Below are 19787 nucleotides of genomic sequence, written 5' to 3' on the forward strand. Positions count from 1 at the left end.
GCACCTCCGACATCGCTCCGCTGGTGGCCCGGGGCGCCGCGCTTTGCCAGCGAGGCCCTACCGCTCGGAGTCGTCCCGGGAGCGGGCGTTCGCCGTCCGCGAAGCGCCGCCCCCACCGGGTCGTCGCCCCGCACGCCTGCCCTAGAGTCGAAGGACGAGCAGGGCCGACCGCGGCCCCGCGAGGAAAGGACGCATCGTGGAGATCCGCATCGGCATCACCAACACCGGCCGCGAACTCAACTTCGAGACCAATGAGAGCTCCGACGCCGTCAAGACCGCCGTCGCTACGGCCCTCGACTCCTCGGCCAGCCACGTCGCCTTCACGGATGTGAAGGGCAACTCCTACCTCGTCCCCACCGCCAACCTGGCCTTCGTCGAGCTCGGCACCGAAGAGTCGCGCCGCGTCGGCTTCGTCGCCTGAGTCCACGACCGTGCAGATCCTGCTCGGCCTGATCATCGGCGCCGTGATCGGACTCGCCGCGCACTTCTCGCTACCGCACCGCCGACTGCGGGGGGCGCTTCTGGCGCCGCTCGCAGGTGCCGCGGCGGCCGGAGTCGTCTGGACGGCCGCCACGTGGATGGGGCTCGGGGTCGACTCGCCCATCCTGTGGCTCGTCGCCGTCATCGCACCGACCGCGACCGCCTTCGCTCTCGTCCCGCTCGTCACCCGGGCGCGTCTCGCTCGAGACCACGCGGACCGCGCGCGGCTCGGAGTCTGACGGGCGTCAGGCCGCGCGGTCGATGGCATCCGTCCCGCGCGAGGGTCCGCGTCAGGCGGCCAGCCCCATGGCATCCATCCGTCGTGCGTGCGCACCCATCAGTTCGCTGAAGACGGGCTCGACCTTCTCTTCATCGGCGCGATCGAGGTGCCCGTGCCGAAGGGCTGCGCGGGCGACGAGCAGCGTGTCGCCGACCAGGCGTCGACCCCAGAGGGCCAGGAGCCAACGCCACTCCTCATCGCTGTCGATGGTCGCCGCGATGATGTCGACGATCGCCTGCCGGTCATCGTCGGCCTGCAGGATGCGGGCGACGCGTCTCCCCGTGTCTCCGTAGCTCGACGACAGCGCGAGGTAGAAGTCGTCGAGCAGGCCCGCCGTGATGTGCACGGTCAGCATCGTCTCCTGCGGGCGCACGCCGTGGGTGTTGCGGCGGAAAGCGTCGAGCGACTCGCGGAACGGCAGCATGAGCTGCGTCGGATCGGCTCCCCGGTCGCGGATCAGCGCGACGAGTTCCTGGTGCTTGATGAGGGCCGCACCGGCCGCCCGCGAGAGCGATTCCTTCTCGGCGAGCTCGGGAGTGAGGGCGATCAGCTCGCTCAACGTCTCGAAGAACCCCAGCTGCAGGTAGGCCGCCTGTCCGAGGAAGGTCTCGACGTCGGGCGCGAGTTCGGCGAAGTCGACACGCATCGCCTCGCCGAGATCACCGCGCGAGCGCAGTTGGAGCGTGCGGCCCACGGGGCGCTGACGACGACGTAACCACGCGAACACGTAGACAGCCTAGGCGTCGGGGCCTCCGGAGACACGCCGGGTAGAGTGGTCGGGTCCCGACAACGGATCGGGACCCTGCGCCTGTGGACGAGTGAGGGCGTGGATTCGACTCCCAGGCGGTCTCTCGCCGCCGGAACAGGCACCTCATGACGACATTCGCCGAGCTCGGCGTCGACCAGGACATCGTCGACGCCCTCGCGACCAAGGGCATCATCGATGCCTTCCCCATCCAGGAGCAGACGATCCCCCTCGGTCTCCCCGGCCAGGACATCATCGGCCAGGCCAAGACGGGCACCGGGAAGACCTTCGGCTTCGGAATCCCCGTGGTGCAGCGCCTCGGACCGAACCCCGAGCCGGGCGTGAAGGCCCTCATCGTGGTTCCCACCCGCGAGCTCGCCGTCCAGGTCTACGAAGACATGGACATGCTCACCAGCAACCGCCCCACGAGCGTCGTCGCGATCTACGGCGGCAAGGCGTACGAGGGCCAGATCGACCAGCTCAAGGCCGGCGCGCAGATCGTCGTCGGCACGCCGGGTCGTCTGATCGACCTCGCCAATCAGCGCCTGCTCGACCTCTCGAGCGCGACCGAGGTCGTGCTGGACGAGGCTGACAAGATGCTCGACCTCGGCTTCCTCGCCGACATCGAGAAGATCTTCTCGAAGGTCCCGCCCGTGCGGCACACGCAGCTGTTCTCAGCGACAATGCCCGGCCCGATCGTGGCCCTCGCGCGCCGGTTCATGTCGAACCCGATCCACATGCGCGCCAACGACCCCGACGAGGGTTTGACCCAGGCCAACATCAAGCACCTCGTCTACCGCGCGCACTCGCTCGACAAAGACGAGGTCATCGCCCGCATCCTGCAGTCCGACGGTCGCGAGAAGGCCGTCATCTTCACCCGCACCAAGCGCGCCGCGCAGAAGCTCGTCGACGAGCTCGGCGACCGCGGCTTCAACGCCGCCGCCGTGCATGGCGACATGAGCCAGGAAGCACGCGAGCGTTCGATGGCCGCGTTCAAGGCCGGCAAGAGAGACGTCCTCATCGCCACCGACGTCGCCGCCCGCGGTATCGACGTCAACGACGTCACCCACGTCATCAACCACACCATCCCCGATGACGAGAAGACCTACCTGCACCGCGCCGGCCGCACCGGTCGCGCCGGCAAGACCGGTATCGCGGTGACGTTCGTCGACTGGGACGACCTGCACAAGTGGGCGCTCATCAACCGCGCCCTCGAGTTCGGCCAGCCCGAACCCACCGAGACGTACTCGTCGAGCCCGCACCTCTACACCGATCTCGACATCCCCGAGGGCACGAAGGGCCGCCTCGTGACGGCGCCGAAGGCGGTCGCACCGAGGCCCGAGAAGAAGGCCGACGGCCCCGCGGATGCCGAGGGCGAGAGCGGTCCGCGTCGTCGCCGTCGTCGAGGTGCAACGGGTGCCACGGCCGCCGGCGAGGCGGCTCCCCGCGACGAGGACGGCGCCGGCACGCACGACGGCGCCGGCAAGGAGCACCACGACGGCAATGCGGCCCCGCGTCGTCGCCGTCGCCGCCGCAGCGGTGGCAGCTCCGGCACCCCGACGGCCCCCGTCGCCTGACGCACCGCACCTCGATACGGCGCTGATCCCTCCGGGGGTCGGCGCCGTGTCCTTTCCCCCCGGCGGCGCGGCGGGCGTCCCGCGTTCCTGCGGCACCGGCCGCGCGCGCCTGCGGCACGCGCGCGCCCCGCGAGAAACGGCATCCGCCCGCGAAAACGCCTCGTCCGCGCGTTTCCCCCGCGGACCGCGTTCTCACGGATGCCAGACGGCAACCCCTGAGCCACGAACCGTGCTCCTCAACCGACGCCGGACGACAACCCCGAATCGCGCAACGCGTCACTCAACGGATGCCGGACAGGAGCCGCCCGCGCGGGGAGTTCACCGTCTACGGGTAGACCGGCGCCGTCCCGCGGCCGAGGGCGAAGATGCGCGCGACCATGTCATCGGCGGTGGTGTTCTCGCCCGGTACGTTGGGCTTGCCGAGGCCGTGATAATCGCTCGACCCGGTCACGATGAGATCGCGCTCCGCGGCGAGCCGTGCCAGCAACGCGGTCGGCTCGGGCAGGTTCTCGCGATGCGCCAGCTCGAAACCCGCGAGGCCCGCGTCGAGCATCGACTGCAGCACACCGTCGGGCAGCAGAGCCCGCCCGGCCGGGTGCGCGATGATCGGCACACCGCCCGCGCCGACGACGAGCTCCACCGCCGCGACGGGATCCGGGGCGTAGAGCGCCACGTAGTAGTCGCCCGCGGGATGCAGGATGCCGGCGAACGCCTCAGTTCGATCGACCACGATCCCACGAGCCACCAAGGCATCGGCGATGTGCGGGCGCCCGACGGTGGCCCCATCGCTGGTCTGCTCGACGATGTCGTCCCACGCGATGTCGTAGTCGCGCGAGATGCGCTCGGCCATGATCTGCGCACGATCCACGCGCGACGACCGGATGCGATCGGTCATCGCCCGTAGCGCGGGGTCGTCTGGATCCACGAGGTAGGCGAGCAGGTGGACGCTGCGCCAGCGGTGACGCGACGACAGCTCCATACCGGGCACGAACGTCATGCCGAGAGATGTCGCCGCCTCGGCCGCCTCCGCCCATCCCGACGTCGTGTCGTGGTCGGTGAGGGCGGCGGTGCGCAGGCCGTAACGGTGGGCCGCCGCCATGACCTCGGCGGGGGGTTCCGTGCCGTCGGAGTGCGACGAGTGCAGGTGCAGGTCGCTCGGTCCGGTGAATCGAGGGGCATGCGGCACCCATCGAGCGTAGCGCTCCGCTCCCCCGCCCGGACGGTGCCGCACCCGTCATCACCACGCAGGCGGCATCCGGCCGACGTCGGTCGATCTCCCAGACGTCTGACCTAAGGTCGGGTGCGTGCGTCGACTGCTCGGTTCCCTCGTCGCGCTCGTCGTGGCGGCGGGCGCCGCGGTGCTGACGTGGCCCTCCGCATTCGGTGTGGAACGTGTCTTCCCGATCGCGCAGGTGGTCTCGTTCCGCGCTCCCCTGGCTGCCGTGATGATCGCCGCGACACTGCTCATGCTGCTGTTCGCGCTCATCCGCCCGGTGCGGGCGCTGGCCCTCGTGCTCGCTCTGATCTTCGGCGTTTCCGGCGGCGTCAACGCGGCAGTGCTCGCGCAGCGCGGTCTCGGATCCGAAGACCTCCCCGCCAAAACGGAAACCAGCCTGCGCGTCATGACCTGGAACACCGCCGGGTCGGCCACCTCCGCCGAGTCCATCGCCCAGTTCGCGGTGGGGATGCAGGCCGACGTCGTGACCCTCCCCGAGACGACGATCGACACCGGCGCCCAGGTGGCGGAGATGATGCGCGACATGGGCCAACCCATGTGGGCGCACCACGCGGAGTACGGCGAATACGGGATCACCGGATGGGATGCCACCTCGACCACCGTCCTGATCCGCCCCGAGCTGGGCGATTACTCCGTCATCGAATCGTCGCTCGACGGCTCCAGCAACACCTCGACCGTGCCGAGCGCGGTCGCCATGCCGACGTCCGGCGACGGTCCGATCATCGTCGCAGCCCACGCCGTCGCTCCGCGGCGGGACTACATGACGCAGTGGCGCAGCGACCTGCAGTGGCTCGCCGACCAGTGCGCGAGCGACAACGTCATCCTCGCGGGCGACTTCAACGCGACCCTCGACCACATGACGGGGATGGGCGTCGAGGGGGGCACGCTCGGGCGTTGTCACGACACGGCATCCGAGAGCGGGAACGGCGGTGTGGGCACCTGGCCGACGGACGCCCCCGCGATGCTGGGCGCCCCCATCGACCACGTCATGGCGACCCCCGACTGGACCGTGTCGGGCTCCGTCGTCATGCGCTCGCTCGACGGTTCGGGCAGCGACCACCGCCCCATCGTCGTCCAGCTCGAGCGCACCTCCGGCTGAACCGAGACCCGTGGCATCCGTGCGCCCGTCGCGAACCGGTGCGAGACTGGAACGATGGATGCCCACTCCACCAGCGACACGACCGCGCCGACCGCCGACCCCCAGGCTGACGACACCAAGCCCCTCGACGCTCCGAGCAATCGCAAGGCGCCCTTCCCCCGCGGCTTCCTCGAGACCATCTCGACCGGCTGGGCGGAGCATCCCGACGTCCTTCCCGAGCCACGGGAGCAGTCCGCGTGGGCCGCACATCGACGCGCGCGCGTGTCGGAGGCGTTCCCCGGTCGGCGGGTCGTCGTACCCGCCGGGGGCCTCAAGCAGCGCAGCAACGACACCGACTATCCGTTCCGCGCCCATTCCGCCTTCGCCCACCTGACGGGGTGGGGCCGTGACGCCGAGCCCGACGCCGTGCTCGTCTTCGAACCGCGCGACGAGGGACACGAAGCCGTGCTCTACTTCCGCGAGCGTGCCGATCGCACCACCGCCGAGTTCTACTCCGACGCCACGGTCGGCGAGTTCTGGATCGGTCCCCGCCCCGCGCTCGACGGCGTCGCCGCCGACCTCGCCATCGCCACGGCGCACCTCTCCGACTTCCAACCCGGCGACGACGATCTCACCGTCGGCGACGACGACGAGGTCACCCGGTTCGTCTCGGAGCTGCGTCTGGTCAAAGACGAGTACGAATTGGCCGAGATGGCCCTGGCCGTCGAGGTGACCGGACGCGGCTTCGACGACATCGTCGCCGAACTGCCCCGCATCATCGAGCACCCCCGCGGAGAGCGTCTCGTCGAGGGCGTGTTCCACCAGCGTGCCCGGTCCGACGGCAACAGCGTCGGCTACGACACGATCGCCGCGTCGGGTCCGCACGCGTGCTACCTGCACTGGACGCGCAACGACGGTGCGGTCACGCCCGGCGACCTCATCCTCGTCGACGCCGGCGTCGAGGTCGACAGTCTGTATACGGCCGACATCACACGGACGCTGCCGGTGTCGGGCACGTTCACCGACGTCCAGCGCCGTGTCTACGAGGCGGTCCGCGAAGCCGCCGACGCGTCGTTCGCCGCGGCGAAGGTGGGGGTGCCGTTCCGCCGCCTGCACGAGGCCGCGATGGAGGTCATCGCCGCGCGCGTGGCTGAGTGGGGTCTGCTCCCCGTGACCGCCGAAGAGGCTCTGGACGCCGACAGCGGCGGCCAGCACCGCCGCTACATGGTGCACGGAACGAGCCACCATCTCGGCATCGACGTGCACGACTGCGCCCAGGCGCGTCGCGACATGTACTACGACGGTCTGCTCGCGCCGGGCATGGTGTTCACGATCGAGCCGGGGCTCTACTTCCAGATCGACGATCTCACCGTCCCCGAGGAGTACCGCGGCATCGGCGCCCGCATCGAAGACGACATCGTCATGACCGCCGACGGACCGGTCAATCTGTCGGCGGCGATCCCGCGCACCGCCGACGAGGTCGAGGAGTGGATCGCCCGGCTCTCGCGATGACGTTCACGCCACCGGCATCCTTCACCACGCGTCCGACCCTGCGGGGCACTTTCGGCATGTCGGCGTCTACGCACTGGACGGCCACGGCGACCGCCCAGGCGGTGCTCGAGCGCGGGGGAAACGCGTTCGACGCCGCCGTCGCCGGGGCGTTCGTGCTGCACGTCGTCGAGCCGCATCTGAACGGTCCGGGTGGCGATCTCGTCGCCCTGATCCGGCCGGCGGGAGAAGACCGCCCCCAGGTTCTGATGGGCCAGGGCCCGGCGCCCGCGGCCGCGAGCATCGACCACTTCCGCTCGCGCGGTCTCGACCTCGTGCCCGGAGCGGGCGGCCTGTCCGCCGCCGTTCCCGGCGCCGTCGATGCGTGGTTGCTACTCCTGCGCGATCACGGCACGTGGGAGCTCGTCGACGCGATCGCCTACGCCATCGGCTATGCCCGTGACGGACACCCGCTCGTCGCGGGGGCCGCGGCCACGATCGCGCGGGTCGCCGACCTGTTCCGCGCGCACTGGCCGACATCGGCGGAGCGGTGGATGCCGACCGGCTCGCCGCCGGCGCCCGACACGGTCCTGAAGAACCCGGTGTGGGCGGACGTCCTCGACGGTCTCGTCGCCGCCGGATCCGACGCGCCGGACCGCGAGGCACGCATCGACGCGGCGCGATCGCGGTGGATGACCGAGGTGCTGCCCGAGGCGGCGGCGTTCATCCGGCGTCCGCACCGGCACGCCGACGGCCGTGATCACCCCGGCGTCCTCGACGCCGACGACCTCGCCTCGTGGCGTGCGGGGTACGAGCCCGCCGTTACCGTGCGATTCCGCGGGTGGGACGTCTACAAGGCCGGCATGTGGTCGCAGGGCCCCGCCCTGCTGCAGACGCTGCGCCTCATCGACGATGCCGACGACACGCACCTCGACCCCGCGACGGTCGACGGTGCGCACCTTCTGCTCGAGGCCCAGAAGCTCGCGTACGCCGATCGCGACGCGTGGTTCGGCGATACGGACGGAGCCGTCGACATCGACGCCCTGCTCGACGACGACTACATCGCCGCGCGGCGAACGCTCATCGGTCCCGAGGCCTCGACCGACCTGCGCCCCGGATCGCCCGACGGACGACCACCGCGTCTCCCTCCGCTTCGTACCGACGCGGTCGGGGCCGACGGGTCGACGGGCGAGCCGACCGTCGACCGTTCGGGGCAGACGCGCGGAGACACCTGCCACATCGACGTGATCGACCGGTGGGGCAACGCCGTGTCGGCGACCCCGTCGGGCGGTTGGCTGCAGTCGTCGCCGACGGTGCCCTCACTGGGGTTCTGCCTGGGTACGCGGCTGCAGGCGACGTGGCTCACGCCGGGTCACCCGGCATCCCTCGAACCGGGCCGACGACCGCGCACCACGCTGACACCCACCGTGCTGACGCGGGGCACGGAAGTGATCGCGATGGGCTCACCCGGCGGCGACCAGCAGGACCAGTGGCAGCTGCCTGTCCTGCTGCGTCTGCTGGTCGGCGGGTACTCCGGCCAGCAGGCGATCGACGCGCCGACGCTCAACACGACCGCGCTCATCGACTCGTTCTGGCCGCGCACCTGGATGCCGGCGGGCGCGACGGTCGAGGATCGCCTCGGCGACGAGGTGATCACCGCCCTCGGAGCGCGTGGTCACCGGGTGCGCCGCACGGGCGACTGGTCGCTCGGGCGTGTGACCGCGGTCGGGCGCGATGTCGACGGTGTCTTGTGGGCCGCTGCCAACCCGCGGGGTGCGCAGGGATACGCCGCCGGACGCTGATCCCGCGTTCGTCTTCGGGCGAGCGCGATGGTGAATTCCATGCCGTTGTCCACAGGCGGGAAACGGGCGCGCGGTCGTCTTCATTAGCATCCGGGGATGTCGTTCTCCGTGCAGCCCGATGAGATCATCGGCATCGCCGATCGTGTCCGTCTCGCCCTCGACGACGCCCTCGATCGCTCGCGCGCACTGCGTGATGCTGTCGAGGCGCTGAGCGGCGCGCTCGGCGGCCTTCCGTCTGCGCGAGCGGCGTTCGACGAGGTCACGCACGCTCGGGTCGAGTTGTCGCGCGGCATCGTGTCGCGGGGTCGGTCAGCCCTTGCGACCCTCCGATCGGTCATCCTCGCGTACGTCGAGGCAGACGACGAGATGGCCTCGACGACGTCGCGCGCCGACGCCGACCCGGCGCCGTTCGATCCGGCGCGGTTCGGGCGGGCGCGTCCATGACCCCCTCGATCGACGACGTCCCCGTCTGCCCCGCCGATCCCGGCGAGCTGCGTCGACTCGCCATGTCCGTCGAGGCCGCGGGATCCGCCACGAAACCATCGGCCGATCGGATCCTGTTCACCTGGGGGCTGCTGTCGAGTGTGTACCGGGCACCCGAAGCGACCGCGCTGCAGCAGAGCCTGCGTCCACTCGATCCTGCCGCCGCCGAGATCCATACGGGCCTGCGCGGCGCGCGAGCAGCGCTCGAGACGCTCGCCGACGAACTCGAGGCGACGAACCGCCGACGCGACGCCCTGATCGAACGACTTCGCGAGCAGACGGCAACCTCGAGCCTCTCCCTCCCCGAGGCGAGCGACGACTTCGGTCGGCGTCTCGACGACATCGCGCACGCCGAACGACAAGTCGAGTTCCGCCGAGATTGCGCCGCCCTGATCGATGGATGGGATGCCGCAGCACGCGCATGCGCTGCGACACTGCGCGCGATCCCCGACGTCTCATGGACCCTCACCCGCGACCTCCCCGTCGACGAAGCCGCACTCACAGCCCCCTCGACCTCGATCCTCGACGACGCGGCGGTCCCGCTCCTTGAACGCCTCGCCCGCGGGGAGGCCACGGATGCCGCTCGGCTTCTGCGCGAGCACCCGGAGTGGGCCGACATCATCCGACGCGGGAGACCCGAAGCCGTGGCCGAATGGTGGTCGGGCCTGTCCCCCACCGTCGCCGCCGCGCTCATCGCGGGGGTCCCCGCCCTGATCGGCAACCTCGACGGCGTCGCCCTCGCCGATCGCGTCGCGGCCAACCGTGCCCGCGCCGCAGGCCACCTGACCGAGCTCCGCGCGAAACGCGACCGCGCGCTCGGTCGTCCCGGTTCAGGTGACGCGCCGCGACGCTTCGTGCCCTCCGCAGACCTCGACGCAATCGATCGGGAGGTGGCGTACTTCGAAGCTGTGATGGCAACACAGAAGCAGTTGTACGCGTGGGACCCCGACCACGGCTCGCTCATCGAGATGTCGGGGGATCCGTCTAGCGCAAAATCAGCGCTGTTCGTCGTGCCGGGTACCAATACGACGGCCGACTCCTTCTACGACGGAAACCACGTCACAGGCTTCGGTGAGTGGCAGGTGCGCGAAGGCTCGGGCTCGGTGGTGTCGTTCACCGTGATGACCGGTCCAATGCCGCAGCTCAGTCCGCTTCTGCTCGACGGACCGCAGCTCAACACCTTCGCCGCGAATAGGGCGCCCGAGTACGCAAACTTCATTCGAGGGGTCTCAGCCGCGCGCCCCGACCTATGGACCATGAGCTACGAGCACTCATATGCGGGGGCGGTCGGGAGTGCAGCCGAGCGCTACGGCGGGACAGTCGATTCCAGGTTCATGGCGGCCTCTGTCGGAGCTGTGGGTCCGTATGTCCCCTCCTCTGAAACCGCTTACTACGCCGCGCAGAGTCCGGACGACATCAACCGCTACTACGCCGGCCAACGCCTCGGGTACGTGGGTTTCGACATCGCCCCCGAAAGCTTCCTAGGAGTGCAGGTCGTCGATACCGGACTGCCAGGATTCGACCCGTGGAAGCTCGCCGGCGCTTCGCCCCTCGTGATGAAGGACAGTGTGGATCACCACAACGCTCTGATGAGCAACGACGAGAATGTGAACGGGGACGTGCTCCGTTTCGTCAAGAAGATCTTGAAGGAGGGAACGGCATGAAACGTACAGTCAGCGCCATCCTGGCACTGGCAGCCGTGCTCGGACTCGGAGGATGCGGCGTGAACGAACCGACCTATGACACCGTCCGGGAAGAAGTGGTTTCTTCCCTTGGTCGGGTCGTGGCAGTCATCCCCGACCCGAAGGAGGTGGCACCTCAGCCCGAGGGCGAGCCGTACTCGTGCGGCGACCCGTTGCTCTTGTCGAATCGCAAGGGAGCATTCTTCACAGGGCACTGGTTCGTTTATGTCCCGGAAGGTTTCGATATCGACGCATTCATCGAGACGCTGCCCGGCCTGCTGGGCGAGGACTGGGAGGTACGCGACACGCAGATCGAGGTTTCGTTCGCGAACGTAGACGTGCTTTACGAGCCCCTGGGCGTCACCGTCAGCGTCGAGAACGCGTTGGCGGGCGACCGCCCGGCCGTCGAACTCCTTGCGATCTCTCGCTGCGGCCTCCTCCCCGATGCCACCCGACCTCGCGAGTCATCGGGTGGCCGCGGGCGGTAGGAACACCCCTCACACCCCGCGAACGAACTCCCCCACCACCGGACCCAGCCCCGCGCCGATTTCGAGTGCGGGCCGCCGCGCGCCCTTCACCTCGAACGAGTGGTTGCCGCCGACGACCCAGTGCACCCGGGCATCCTGGCACGAGGCCACGACCTCATCGAACTGCGCCCTCGGATCGATGAACGGGTCGTTCTCCCCCTCGACGAACAGCTGCGGAACCGCGATGGCGGGCAGATGCTCACGCCGCGGCTTGTCGGGCCGGCCGGGCGGGTGCAGGGGGTAACCCAGATAGACCAGCGCTGCGGGGGCGATGACGTCCTCGGCGCACGCGACCGACGCCATCCGCCCGCCGTACGACTTGCCCACGGCAGCCCAACGACCGGGGGCCGCTGCGCCGAGCCACGCCTGCACGCCCGCCCACGTCGCGACGGCGTGAGCCGCGGGTCCGGGCATACGGCGTCCGGCCTCGACGTAGGGGAAGACGAAGCGCAACACTGACACACCGTCCGCCACCAGGGCGTCCGCCAACCCGGCGAGGAACGGATGTTCCATGCCCGCGCCCGCTCCGTGAGCCAGGGCGATCGTCGGCGCCGCCGGCGATTGCGCCCGTGCCCACAGCCCCGACACCTCGGAGGCGCCCGTCGACAGAGTGACGGGGATGCGGACGGACTGGGTGCTCACCGGGAGGGTGGCGTGGAGCCGCCGTCGGCGGCTGGGGTGTCGTCGTCCCCGCGAGGCGACGGCGTCACGCGCTCGCCGTACCGGGGCGGCTCCTCACCGGTCGGTGCGGGCGGCGAGGCGGGAGACGCCGTGGGGGCCGGCGGGCGCGGCGGAGCGGCCGGGGCATCGCCCCGGGGCGACACGCGTTCCCCATACTGCGGCGGCCCGACTTCGCCGACGGGAGCGGTGACCGGAGGACGAGGTGCGGCCGCGGGGGCCTCGGTCCCCGGCGTCACACGCTCGCCGTATCGCGGCGGCGCTGCGTCATCCGGAGCGGGTCGTGACACGACAGTGCGTTGCGCTCCCGTGGGTCCGACGATGCCCCGAGCCTTGTGCACACTGCCCGCAGCGACGCACACGTCGTAGTGGTCGGCGGCGACCTGCATGACCGACGCGAAATCACGACGACGGCGCACGATCGAGTAGGTGCCCAGGCTCAGCAGCATGCCGAGCGCCATTCCGACCAGCAGCACGCCGACGAAGGCGGAGATCTGCACGGTCGGGGTCCCGAGGACGAAGATGAATGCGAAGAGCAGACCGAGCATGAGGCCGTTCAGGGCGCCTGAGCGGGCGGCGGTGGCGTAGCCGAGCTTGCCGGTGATGCGCTCGATCGACCGCAGTCCCGATCCGACGATGGCGATGTCGCGCGCGGGAACCTCGCCGGCGATCAGCGACGAGACCGTCTTCTGCGCCTGCTCGTACGTCGGGAACGAAGCGATCTTCTCGCCGACGTCGTCGCGACCGGCACCCGGACGCTGCGCGAACATACTCATTTCACCATCCTGTCACGCGCGCCTGACCGTTCCCGAGGTGTTCACCGAGACCTGCGGACTACGCTGGACCGGTGAGCACGCAGAGGGTTTTCGTCGCCCGTTTGACGGGCTGCACGGTGTTCGACCCGGCGGGAGACCGTCTGGGCAAGGTGCGCGACGTCGTGGTGATCTACCGCGCGTCGGCGGCGCCGCGCGTCGTGGGGCTCGTCGTCGAGATCCCCGGCCGTCGACATGTGTTCGTGTCCATCGGGCGCGTCACCTCCATCCAGTCGGGTCAGGTCATCACGACCGGCCTCATCAACGTTCGCCGCTTCCAGCAGCGCGGTGGCGAGGTGCGTGTGATGGCCGAGATGCTCGGGCGCCGCGTGAGCCTCGTCGACGGCTCCGGCAGCGCGGTGATCGAAGACGTCGCGATCGAGCGCAACCGCCTCGGCGAATGGGACGTGGGCCAGCTGTTCCTGCGTCGCCCCCGCACGAGCGCCTCCCCGTTCGCCAAGGGGGCGACGACGTTCGCCGCCTGGGGTGAGGTGCGCGAGAACCAGACGCCCGGCGAAGCGCAGTCCGCCGAACAGCTCGTCGCGACCTACTCCGAACTCAAGCCCGCCGATCTCGCCAACACCCTCCTCGACCTGCCCGAGGAGCGTCTGATCGAGGTGGCGGAGGAGCTCAGCGACGACCGCCTCGCCGACGCCCTCGAAGAGATGCCCGAAGACGAGCAGGTGCACATCCTCGAACAGCTCGGCGACGAGCGTGCCGCCGACATCCTGGATGCCATGGAGCCCGACGACGCGGCCGACCTCCTCGGCCAGCTGCCCGAGTCCCGCTCCGAACAGCTGCTCGAGCTGATGGAGCCCGACGAGGCCGACGACGTGCGCGCCCTTCTGCAGTACGGGCCCGACACCGCCGGTGGTCTCATGACGCCCGAGCCCATCGTGCTGTCGGCGGATGCCACGGTGGCCGAGGCTCTCGCCCTCATCCGCCGTCACGAGCTGCACCCCGCACTCGCGGCATCCGTGTTCATCACCCTCCCGCCGTACGAGACGCCCACCGGGCGGCTCCTGGGAACGGTGCACTTCCAGCGGATGCTGCGCTACCCGCCGCACGAGCGACTCGGCGCGATCATCGACGACACCCTCGAGCCCGTTCCCGCCGACGCCACCGCGGCCGAGGTGGCGCGCCTGCTCGCCAGCTACAACCTCGTGTCGCTACCCGTGGTCGACCAGGCGCATCGCCTCGTCGGCTGCGTCAGCGTCGACGACGTGCTCGACTACCTGCTGCCCGACGACTGGCGCACGCACGACGGTGACGATCCCACACCCAAGACCACCACGAGGCAGCTCGCGACGCGGAGCATCCCCACCCAGGTCCCGCACACCCCGAGGAGGCGCTGATGGCACGCACGAACCGACGTCCCGCCCTCGACGCACCCCGTGGGCGCACAGGGGTTCTCGCCCCGCGCGCCCCGCAGCCGTCCCGCGACCGTTTCGGGCGCTTCACCGAGTGGGTCGCCCGCGCGATGGGCACGCCCACCTTCCTGCTCTCGCTCACGCTCTTCTGCGTCGTGTGGATGGCCTTCAACTCTTTCGCACCCGAAGAGCTGCGCTTCGACTCGGCGGCGATCGGCTTCACCGCCCTGACGCTCGTGCTCTCGCTGCAGGCGTCGTACGCAGCCCCTCTCATCCTGCTCGCCCAGAACCGACAGGACGACCGCGACCGCGTGCAGATCGAGCAGGACCGCCAACGCTCCGAACGCAACCTCGCCGACACCGAGTACCTCGCTCGTGAGATCGTCGCGCTGCGGATGGCCGTGCGCGACCTGACCGACGAGGTCATCACGAAAGACACCCTGCGCGCCGAGCTCAAAGCCGCCCTCGAGCGTCTCGACGAGCACGACGAGCACTCGCGGTCCGGCTCGTGACGGACGAGCTCGCGGAGCGCGTCCGCGCGGCCGTCGCGGCGGTCACCGACCCCGAGCTGCGCCGCCCGCTCGGCGAGCTCGACATGCTGCGCGGCGTCGACGTGCACGGGTCGACCGCCGACGTCGCGATCGCACTGACGATCGTCGGTTGCCCGGCCGCCGATCGCATCGAGCGCGATGTCCGGGATGCCGCAGCCTCGGTCGCGGGCATCGACGCCGTCGACGTGCGGATCGGTGTGATGTCGCCCGACGAGCGCAAGGCCCTGACCGACAAGCTCCGGGGCGGGCGGGCCAAACGGGAGATGCCCTTCGGCCCCGATTCGCTCACCCGCGTCATCGCGGTGACGAGCGGCAAGGGAGGTGTCGGCAAATCGACGATCACCGCCAACCTCGCCGTGGCTCTCGCAGCACGGGGCTTACGCGTCGGACTCGTGGATGCCGACGTTCACGGGTTCTCGATCCCGGGTCTGCTCGGCCTGGTCGACGACGACGGTCTGCCGCCGGCGCCGACGAAGCTCGACGACCTCATCCTCCCGCCCGTGGCCTACGGCGTGAAGGTCATCTCGATCGGGATGTTCCTGCGCCGCCCGGGAGAAGACGCCGCGGGCGCGGTCGCCTGGCGTGGTCCGATGCTGCACCGCACCGTGCAGCAGTTCCTCACCGACGTCTTCTTCGGCGATCTCGATGTGTTGCTGCTCGACATGCCCCCGGGCACGGGCGACGTGGCGATCTCGGTGGGGCAGCTGCTCCCCCACGCCGACGTGCTCGTCGTGACGACCCCGCAGGCGGCCGCCGCCGACGTCGCCGTCCGGTCGGGCCTCGTGGCGCGCCAGACGGGTCAGCGACCCATCGGCGTGATCGAGAACATGTCCGCGATGACCCTCCCCGACGGGACGCTGCTCGACCTGTTCGGCGCCGGGGGCGGCGAAGCCGTGGCCCGCGCCCTCTCGAGCGAGCACGACGACGTGCCCCTGCTGGCATCCGTCCCCCTGAGTTCCGCCCTGCGGACCGGTGGCGACGACGGGCGTCCGGTCGTCATCGCGAACCCCGACGACCCCGCGGCCCGCGCGATCGACGCCGCCGCCGCGGCCCTCGCGGTGCGCCCGCGTGGACTCGCCGGCAAGCCACTGCGTCTCGGCGTCTGACCCGGTCCCTCTGTCTTCCGGAGAGAGTCGGCTCAGGTGGCCTCGTCGTCGAACGGGGGACGCTCCCCCGCGACGAAGGGTGTCGTCTCCGGCTTCTCCCGGGCGGCCAGAGCCGCCGCACCCGCCGCGCGCATCGTCGCGGTCGGGGTGTCGTCGAGCAGAGCCTCGCGGATGATGCGACGCGGGTCGTACTGACGCGGATCGAGCTTCTTCCAGTCAACGTCGTCGAACTCGGGGCCCATCTCATCGCGCATGCGCGACCGCGCGCCCTGCATGGTCTCTTTCGCGCGTTTGGTGAACTTCGCCAGCGCCTCGGCGTAGCGGGGCAGGCGCTCCGGTCCGATGAGGACCGCCGCGATCACGCCGATCAGCATGAGCTTCTCGATCGTGAGCCCGAAGAACATGCCTCCAGATTACCGGCCGCGCCTGGGGGTCCCGCACCGATCGGCCGTCTAGCCTGAACGAGGAGGTCCACGTGAGCGGTCAACAGGCGAACGAGCGGTTCGTGCAGGAGTCGACGGTCGAGCCCGAGCACATCGCTCGCGCACGGGCGCACGCTCTCGAACTGGGTGCTGCGCCCATCAGTGCGGCGGTCGGTGCGCAGGCGGCTGTCCTCGCGGCGGCATCCCGAGCCCTCAACATCGTCGAGGTCGGAACCGGCGGCGGTGTCTCCGGCCTCTGGCTGCTCCACGGTTCACCGCGCGCGACCCTCACGACGATCGACAACGAACCCGAGCATCTCGGGGCCGCGAGGTCCGCGTTCATCGACGCGCGCGTCCCCGCCGCTCGTGCGCGCTTCATCACCGGTCGGGCATCCGATGTCCTCCCGCGCATGAACGAGGCGTCTTACGACATCGTGTTCATCGACGCCGATCCCGAGGGTGTCATCGAATACGTCGAGCATGGGTTGCGACTGGTTCGCGCCGGCGGCACGGTCCTCATCCCCCGCGTGCTTGCGAACGGCGCGGTGGCCGACCCGGTGCGGCGCGACGCCGTGACGACGGCCTACCGCTCGCTCATCCAAGAGGTGCAGACCTCGCCGGCCGTCATCGGGGCCCTGTCGACCACCGGTGAGGGCCTCCTGCAGTTGACGACGCGCCCGACCGACGTCTGAGCGTCGGGGCGCGGCCTCGCGTTCGACGGATCCTTCACCGGTCTCGAGCCCATGCGACAGCCCCCGCGGTTCACCGGCATTCCCGCGCACGCGCGGACTCAACGACCCACGACGATCGGGTCAGTCGGAGCACGGATCGTCCGCCGAAACCGCGCAGCCCCTCGCCCCGGAAGACACGGAAGGCCGACCCCGAGGGGCCGGCCTTCACACGTTGACGGTCGTCAGGCGGTGACGACGCCCCCGAGGACGTCGTAAAGTTCTTTCGCCTCGGCATCGTTCACGGAGACGACGAGTCGTCCACCCCCCTCGAGCGGCACCCGCACGATGATCAACCGACCCTCCTTCACGGCCTCCATCGGTCCGTCACCGGTACGCGGCTTCATGGCTGCCATCGCGGCCCCCTTCTCATGATTGCTCTCCGACTAGTTTAGTCGGTCACCGGCGCAACCCGCCGTCAAAGGTCGTCACCGGACGTCGCGAGGTCACGGAATCTGCCAATACGTGTTCCCGAGGGCGTACATGTTGTAGATCCACCACCACTGTCCGACCAGGGCGAGGGCGAGCATTCCGAGACGCCACGGCAACGATCGCGGCACCGCAAGGGCACCGAAGAGGGGCGACGCCGGCACGAGCAACCGGAAGACGCTGGACTGCGGGAAGAACACCAGCAGGAGGTAGACGAGGTAACTCGCCGACCAGAGGCGCACCTCGATCCCGAGCTTCTTCACCTGCGGCAGCAGAAGCAGACCCGCCGCGAGAGCGACGACCAGCAGGAAGAGGAAGATGTAGCCCATCTCGGGGCCGAGACCCCACTGCGTGAACCAGAAGCCCGCGGCCTTGACCCACCCGTCGACCGGCACGAACCCGCTCTCACCGCCCAGCCAATTGCGCCGCCAGGCGAGCTCGGTGGCGAGGTAGGCACCCGGATCGCCGGTCACGACAGCGGCCACCCACTGCCAGGAGAACCCCACGAGGGTGGCCAGAGCGCCCAACGACACGATGTGCACCACGTCACGCGTGGGCAGCGCCTCGCTGCGTCGGCGGGCGAAACGATGGATGCCGTAGAGCCCGAGGAAGAGCGCGAAGGCCAGGATGCCGGGGCGGGTGAAGCCCATGGCCGGCACCAGGAGGTACAACCAGCCCCACCGTCGCCGCTGGACGCATCGGATCGACAGGAACAGCAAGAAGAGGAAGAGCGTCTCGGCGTACCCGACCTGGAACAGCGCGGCGAGCGGGCCGCACGAGAAGAGCACGACCGCCCACATCGCGGCATCCCCTCCGATGCGCTCCCGCAGCATTGCGTGCAGAACGACGCACGCCCCATAGCCCGCCACGAGCGAGACCACGACGGCGCCCGCGCCCCACGACCCGAGGAAGAATCCGAGACCGGCCGAGAGATAGGCGTACAGCGGCATGAACGCCCAGGCGTTCTCGGCGATGTGACCGGCTTCGGCGAGCGGCAGCTGTGACGGGTACCCCGATACCGCTACCGTCCAATACCACTGTGCATCCCAGCCGATGGCGAGATCCGACAGCGAGGGGGCGATCCCGAATCGGGATCCCTCGGTCGACAACGACGCCGCGAACAGGAAGAACGCCGTCGTGATCAGACGTGCGATCACGTAGACGATGGCGATCCGCGCCGCGACGGGAAGCCGCGTCCATGCGTTCGCGGTGGTGGTGATGGCGGCTGGAGCGGTCACGACGCGCTCAGCCAGGCGCGGAGCCCGCGTTCGACCGCGTCGATCTGCGCGACGGGGACGCGTTCCTCATCGTGGTGCGCGAGGTGCGGGTCGCCGGGACCGTAGTTCACCGCCGGGATGCCGAGCGCCGAGAATCGCGCCACGTCGGTCCAGCCGTACTTGGGTGTGGGCGTCGCGCCGACGGCATCCACGAATTCCTTCGCCAGGGGCGCGTCGAGCCCCGGGCGCGCTCCCTCGGCGATGTCGACGATGTCGACCTCGAAACCGGTGAACACATCTCGGACGACGCGTGCGGCGCCCTCGGCGTCGCGGCTGGGAGCGAAGCGGTAATTCACTTCGACCTCGCAGGCGTCGGGGATGACGTTGCCCGCGACACCGCCCGAGATGCGCACGGCATTGAGTCCTTCGCGGTAGACGAGTCCCTCGACCTCGATCTCGCGGGCCCGGTACTCGGCCAGGCGGGCGAGGATCGGGGCGGCCTTGTGGATCGCGTTCTCGCCGATCCAGGAACGGGCACTGTGCGCACGCACGCCGTCGGTACGGATGAGGGCGCGGAGCGTGCCGTTGCAGCCCCCCTCGACCTCGCCATTGCTGGGCTCGCCGAGGATCGCGAAGTCGCCCACGAACAGGTCGGGGCGGTTGCGCGACAGACGCCCGAGACCGTTGAGCGTGGAGTCGACCTCTTCGTGGTCGTACCACATCCACGTGATGTCGACCGCGGGGTCGGTGAGCTCCGCGGCGAGCTTGAGCTGCACCGCGACGCCGGCCTTCATGTCGACGGTGCCGCGCCCCCAGAGGAACGCCTGTCCGTCGATCTCCCGGTCTTCGACGGGCAGGTTGCGGTTGATCGGGACCGTGTCGATGTGCCCGGCGATGACCACGCGTCGGCTGCGGCCGAGCGAGGTGCGCGCAACGATCGTGTCGCCGTCGCGAATGACCTCGAGGTGGTCGTAGGCGGAGACGGCGGCCTCGATGGCATCCGCGAGAGGAGTCTCGTCATCGGACACGCTGGGGATGTCGCAGATCACCCGGGTCAGGTCGACGGACGAGGCGGTGAGGTCGAGCACGGGCATG

The 19787-nt window shown here is 70.0% G+C and carries 21 protein-coding genes; 13 read left to right on the plus strand and 8 right to left on the minus strand.

What is annotated here, in order from left to right:
- The first annotated feature begins 196 nt into the window (after positions 1-196).
- Both ACXKZF_RS09670 and ACXKZF_RS09675 read left to right on the plus strand, forming a co-directional pair.
- Positions 197-421, plus strand: a complete 225-nt coding sequence (locus ACXKZF_RS09670; RefSeq protein WP_055953718.1) for a DUF3107 domain-containing protein — start codon at positions 197-199, stop codon at positions 419-421.
- 10 nt (positions 422-431) lie between these two features.
- Positions 432-719 carry a hypothetical protein gene (locus ACXKZF_RS09675; RefSeq protein ID WP_488984070.1) on the plus strand — a complete coding sequence of 96 codons (288 nt, stop codon included), beginning with the start codon at positions 432-434 and terminating at the stop codon, positions 717-719.
- 51 nt (positions 720-770) lie between these two features.
- Here the strand turns inward: ACXKZF_RS09675 and ACXKZF_RS09680 are convergent, their stop codons facing one another.
- Complete coding sequence (locus ACXKZF_RS09680; RefSeq protein ID WP_055953713.1) at positions 771-1487, minus strand: ferritin-like fold-containing protein; 717 nt, start codon at positions 1485-1487, stop codon at positions 771-773.
- A gap of 146 nt (positions 1488-1633) precedes the next feature.
- On the opposite strand from ACXKZF_RS09680, the gene ACXKZF_RS09685 reads away from it, so the two are divergent.
- A complete protein-coding gene (locus ACXKZF_RS09685) occupies positions 1634-3082 on the plus strand; it encodes a DEAD/DEAH box helicase (RefSeq protein WP_055953710.1) in 1449 nt (482 codons plus the stop codon).
- A 325-nt stretch (positions 3083-3407) separates the two neighbouring features.
- Here the strand turns inward: ACXKZF_RS09685 and ACXKZF_RS09690 are convergent, their stop codons facing one another.
- Positions 3408-4268, minus strand: a complete 861-nt coding sequence (locus ACXKZF_RS09690) for a PHP domain-containing protein (RefSeq protein ID WP_055953707.1) — start codon at positions 4266-4268, stop codon at positions 3408-3410.
- A gap of 118 nt (positions 4269-4386) precedes the next feature.
- Between ACXKZF_RS09690 and ACXKZF_RS09695 the strand changes: the two genes are divergently transcribed.
- The 6 genes from ACXKZF_RS09695 to ACXKZF_RS09720 all read left to right on the plus strand — a co-directional run bounded on the left by ACXKZF_RS09695 (position 4387) and on the right by ACXKZF_RS09720 (position 11340).
- The gene (locus ACXKZF_RS09695) at positions 4387-5418 is read left to right on the plus strand and encodes an endonuclease/exonuclease/phosphatase family protein (protein ID WP_055953704.1); all 1032 of its coding nucleotides are present in this window, start codon (positions 4387-4389) and stop codon (positions 5416-5418) included.
- Between the two features lie 54 nt (positions 5419-5472).
- Positions 5473-6909 (plus strand): aminopeptidase P family protein, encoded by a 1437-nt coding sequence (locus ACXKZF_RS09700; protein WP_488984071.1) that lies wholly within the window; start codon positions 5473-5475, stop codon positions 6907-6909.
- The gene (locus ACXKZF_RS09705; RefSeq protein ID WP_488984072.1) at positions 6906-8687 is read left to right on the plus strand and encodes a gamma-glutamyltransferase family protein; all 1782 of its coding nucleotides are present in this window, start codon (positions 6906-6908) and stop codon (positions 8685-8687) included. Before ACXKZF_RS09700 ends, ACXKZF_RS09705 begins: the two co-directional genes overlap by 4 nt.
- Before the next feature lie 96 nt (positions 8688-8783).
- Positions 8784-9131 (plus strand): hypothetical protein, encoded by a 348-nt coding sequence (locus ACXKZF_RS09710; protein WP_488984073.1) that lies wholly within the window; start codon positions 8784-8786, stop codon positions 9129-9131.
- Positions 9128-10834, plus strand: a complete 1707-nt coding sequence (locus ACXKZF_RS09715) for a hypothetical protein (RefSeq protein ID WP_488984074.1) — start codon at positions 9128-9130, stop codon at positions 10832-10834. The genes ACXKZF_RS09710 and ACXKZF_RS09715 overlap by 4 nt, the downstream gene beginning before the upstream one ends.
- On the plus strand, positions 10831-11340 hold the full coding sequence (locus tag ACXKZF_RS09720) for a hypothetical protein (RefSeq protein ID WP_488984075.1): 510 nt from the start codon (positions 10831-10833) through the stop codon (positions 11338-11340). Before ACXKZF_RS09715 ends, ACXKZF_RS09720 begins: the two co-directional genes overlap by 4 nt.
- A 9-nt stretch (positions 11341-11349) precedes the next feature.
- Here ACXKZF_RS09720 and ACXKZF_RS09725 read toward each other — a convergent pair whose 3' ends face one another.
- Positions 11350-12021, minus strand: a complete 672-nt coding sequence (locus ACXKZF_RS09725) for an alpha/beta hydrolase family protein (RefSeq protein WP_488984076.1) — start codon at positions 12019-12021, stop codon at positions 11350-11352.
- The gene (locus tag ACXKZF_RS09730; RefSeq protein ID WP_488984077.1) at positions 12018-12833 is read right to left on the minus strand and encodes a YflT domain-containing protein; all 816 of its coding nucleotides are present in this window, start codon (positions 12831-12833) and stop codon (positions 12018-12020) included. The genes ACXKZF_RS09725 and ACXKZF_RS09730 overlap by 4 nt, the downstream gene beginning before the upstream one ends.
- Before the next feature lie 71 nt (positions 12834-12904).
- Here ACXKZF_RS09730 and ACXKZF_RS09735 point away from each other — a divergent pair, with 71 nt between their 5' ends.
- From ACXKZF_RS09735 to ACXKZF_RS09745, 3 genes are read left to right on the plus strand one after another with little or no spacing between them, the layout of a single operon-like run.
- Entirely contained in the window at positions 12905-14224 is a 1320-nt protein-coding gene (locus ACXKZF_RS09735) for a magnesium transporter (protein ID WP_055953689.1), read from the plus strand.
- Positions 14224-14751 (plus strand): DUF1003 domain-containing protein, encoded by a 528-nt coding sequence (locus tag ACXKZF_RS09740; RefSeq protein WP_055953686.1) that lies wholly within the window; start codon positions 14224-14226, stop codon positions 14749-14751. Before ACXKZF_RS09735 ends, ACXKZF_RS09740 begins: the two co-directional genes overlap by 1 nt.
- Entirely contained in the window at positions 14748-15896 is a 1149-nt protein-coding gene (locus ACXKZF_RS09745) for an Mrp/NBP35 family ATP-binding protein (protein WP_488984078.1), read from the plus strand. The genes ACXKZF_RS09740 and ACXKZF_RS09745 overlap by 4 nt, the downstream gene beginning before the upstream one ends.
- A gap of 32 nt (positions 15897-15928) precedes the next feature.
- Here ACXKZF_RS09745 and ACXKZF_RS09750 read toward each other — a convergent pair whose 3' ends face one another.
- Positions 15929-16300, minus strand: a complete 372-nt coding sequence (locus ACXKZF_RS09750; protein ID WP_055953679.1) for a twin-arginine translocase TatA/TatE family subunit — start codon at positions 16298-16300, stop codon at positions 15929-15931.
- Between the two features lie 71 nt (positions 16301-16371).
- On the opposite strand from ACXKZF_RS09750, the gene ACXKZF_RS09755 reads away from it, so the two are divergent.
- Positions 16372-17010, plus strand: a complete 639-nt coding sequence (locus ACXKZF_RS09755) for an O-methyltransferase (RefSeq protein ID WP_055953676.1) — start codon at positions 16372-16374, stop codon at positions 17008-17010.
- Positions 17011-17231: 221 nt separating this feature from the next.
- On the opposite strand, the gene ACXKZF_RS09760 is transcribed toward ACXKZF_RS09755, so the two are convergent.
- The 3 genes from ACXKZF_RS09760 to dapE form a co-directional block, all read right to left on the minus strand.
- A complete protein-coding gene (locus tag ACXKZF_RS09760; protein ID WP_074615842.1) occupies positions 17232-17402 on the minus strand; it encodes a DUF3117 domain-containing protein in 171 nt (56 codons plus the stop codon).
- Positions 17403-17492: 90 nt separating this feature from the next.
- Positions 17493-18713, minus strand: coding sequence for a hypothetical protein (locus ACXKZF_RS09765; RefSeq protein WP_488984079.1), 1221 nt, complete (start codon positions 18711-18713; stop codon positions 17493-17495).
- A complete protein-coding gene (gene dapE / locus ACXKZF_RS09770; RefSeq protein WP_488984080.1) occupies positions 18710-19786 on the minus strand; it encodes a succinyl-diaminopimelate desuccinylase in 1077 nt (358 codons plus the stop codon). Before dapE ends, ACXKZF_RS09765 begins: the two co-directional genes overlap by 4 nt.
- Between the last annotated feature and the right edge of the window lies 1 nt (position 19787).

It is taken from the genome of Microbacterium sp. ABR10 (assembly GCF_057812175.1).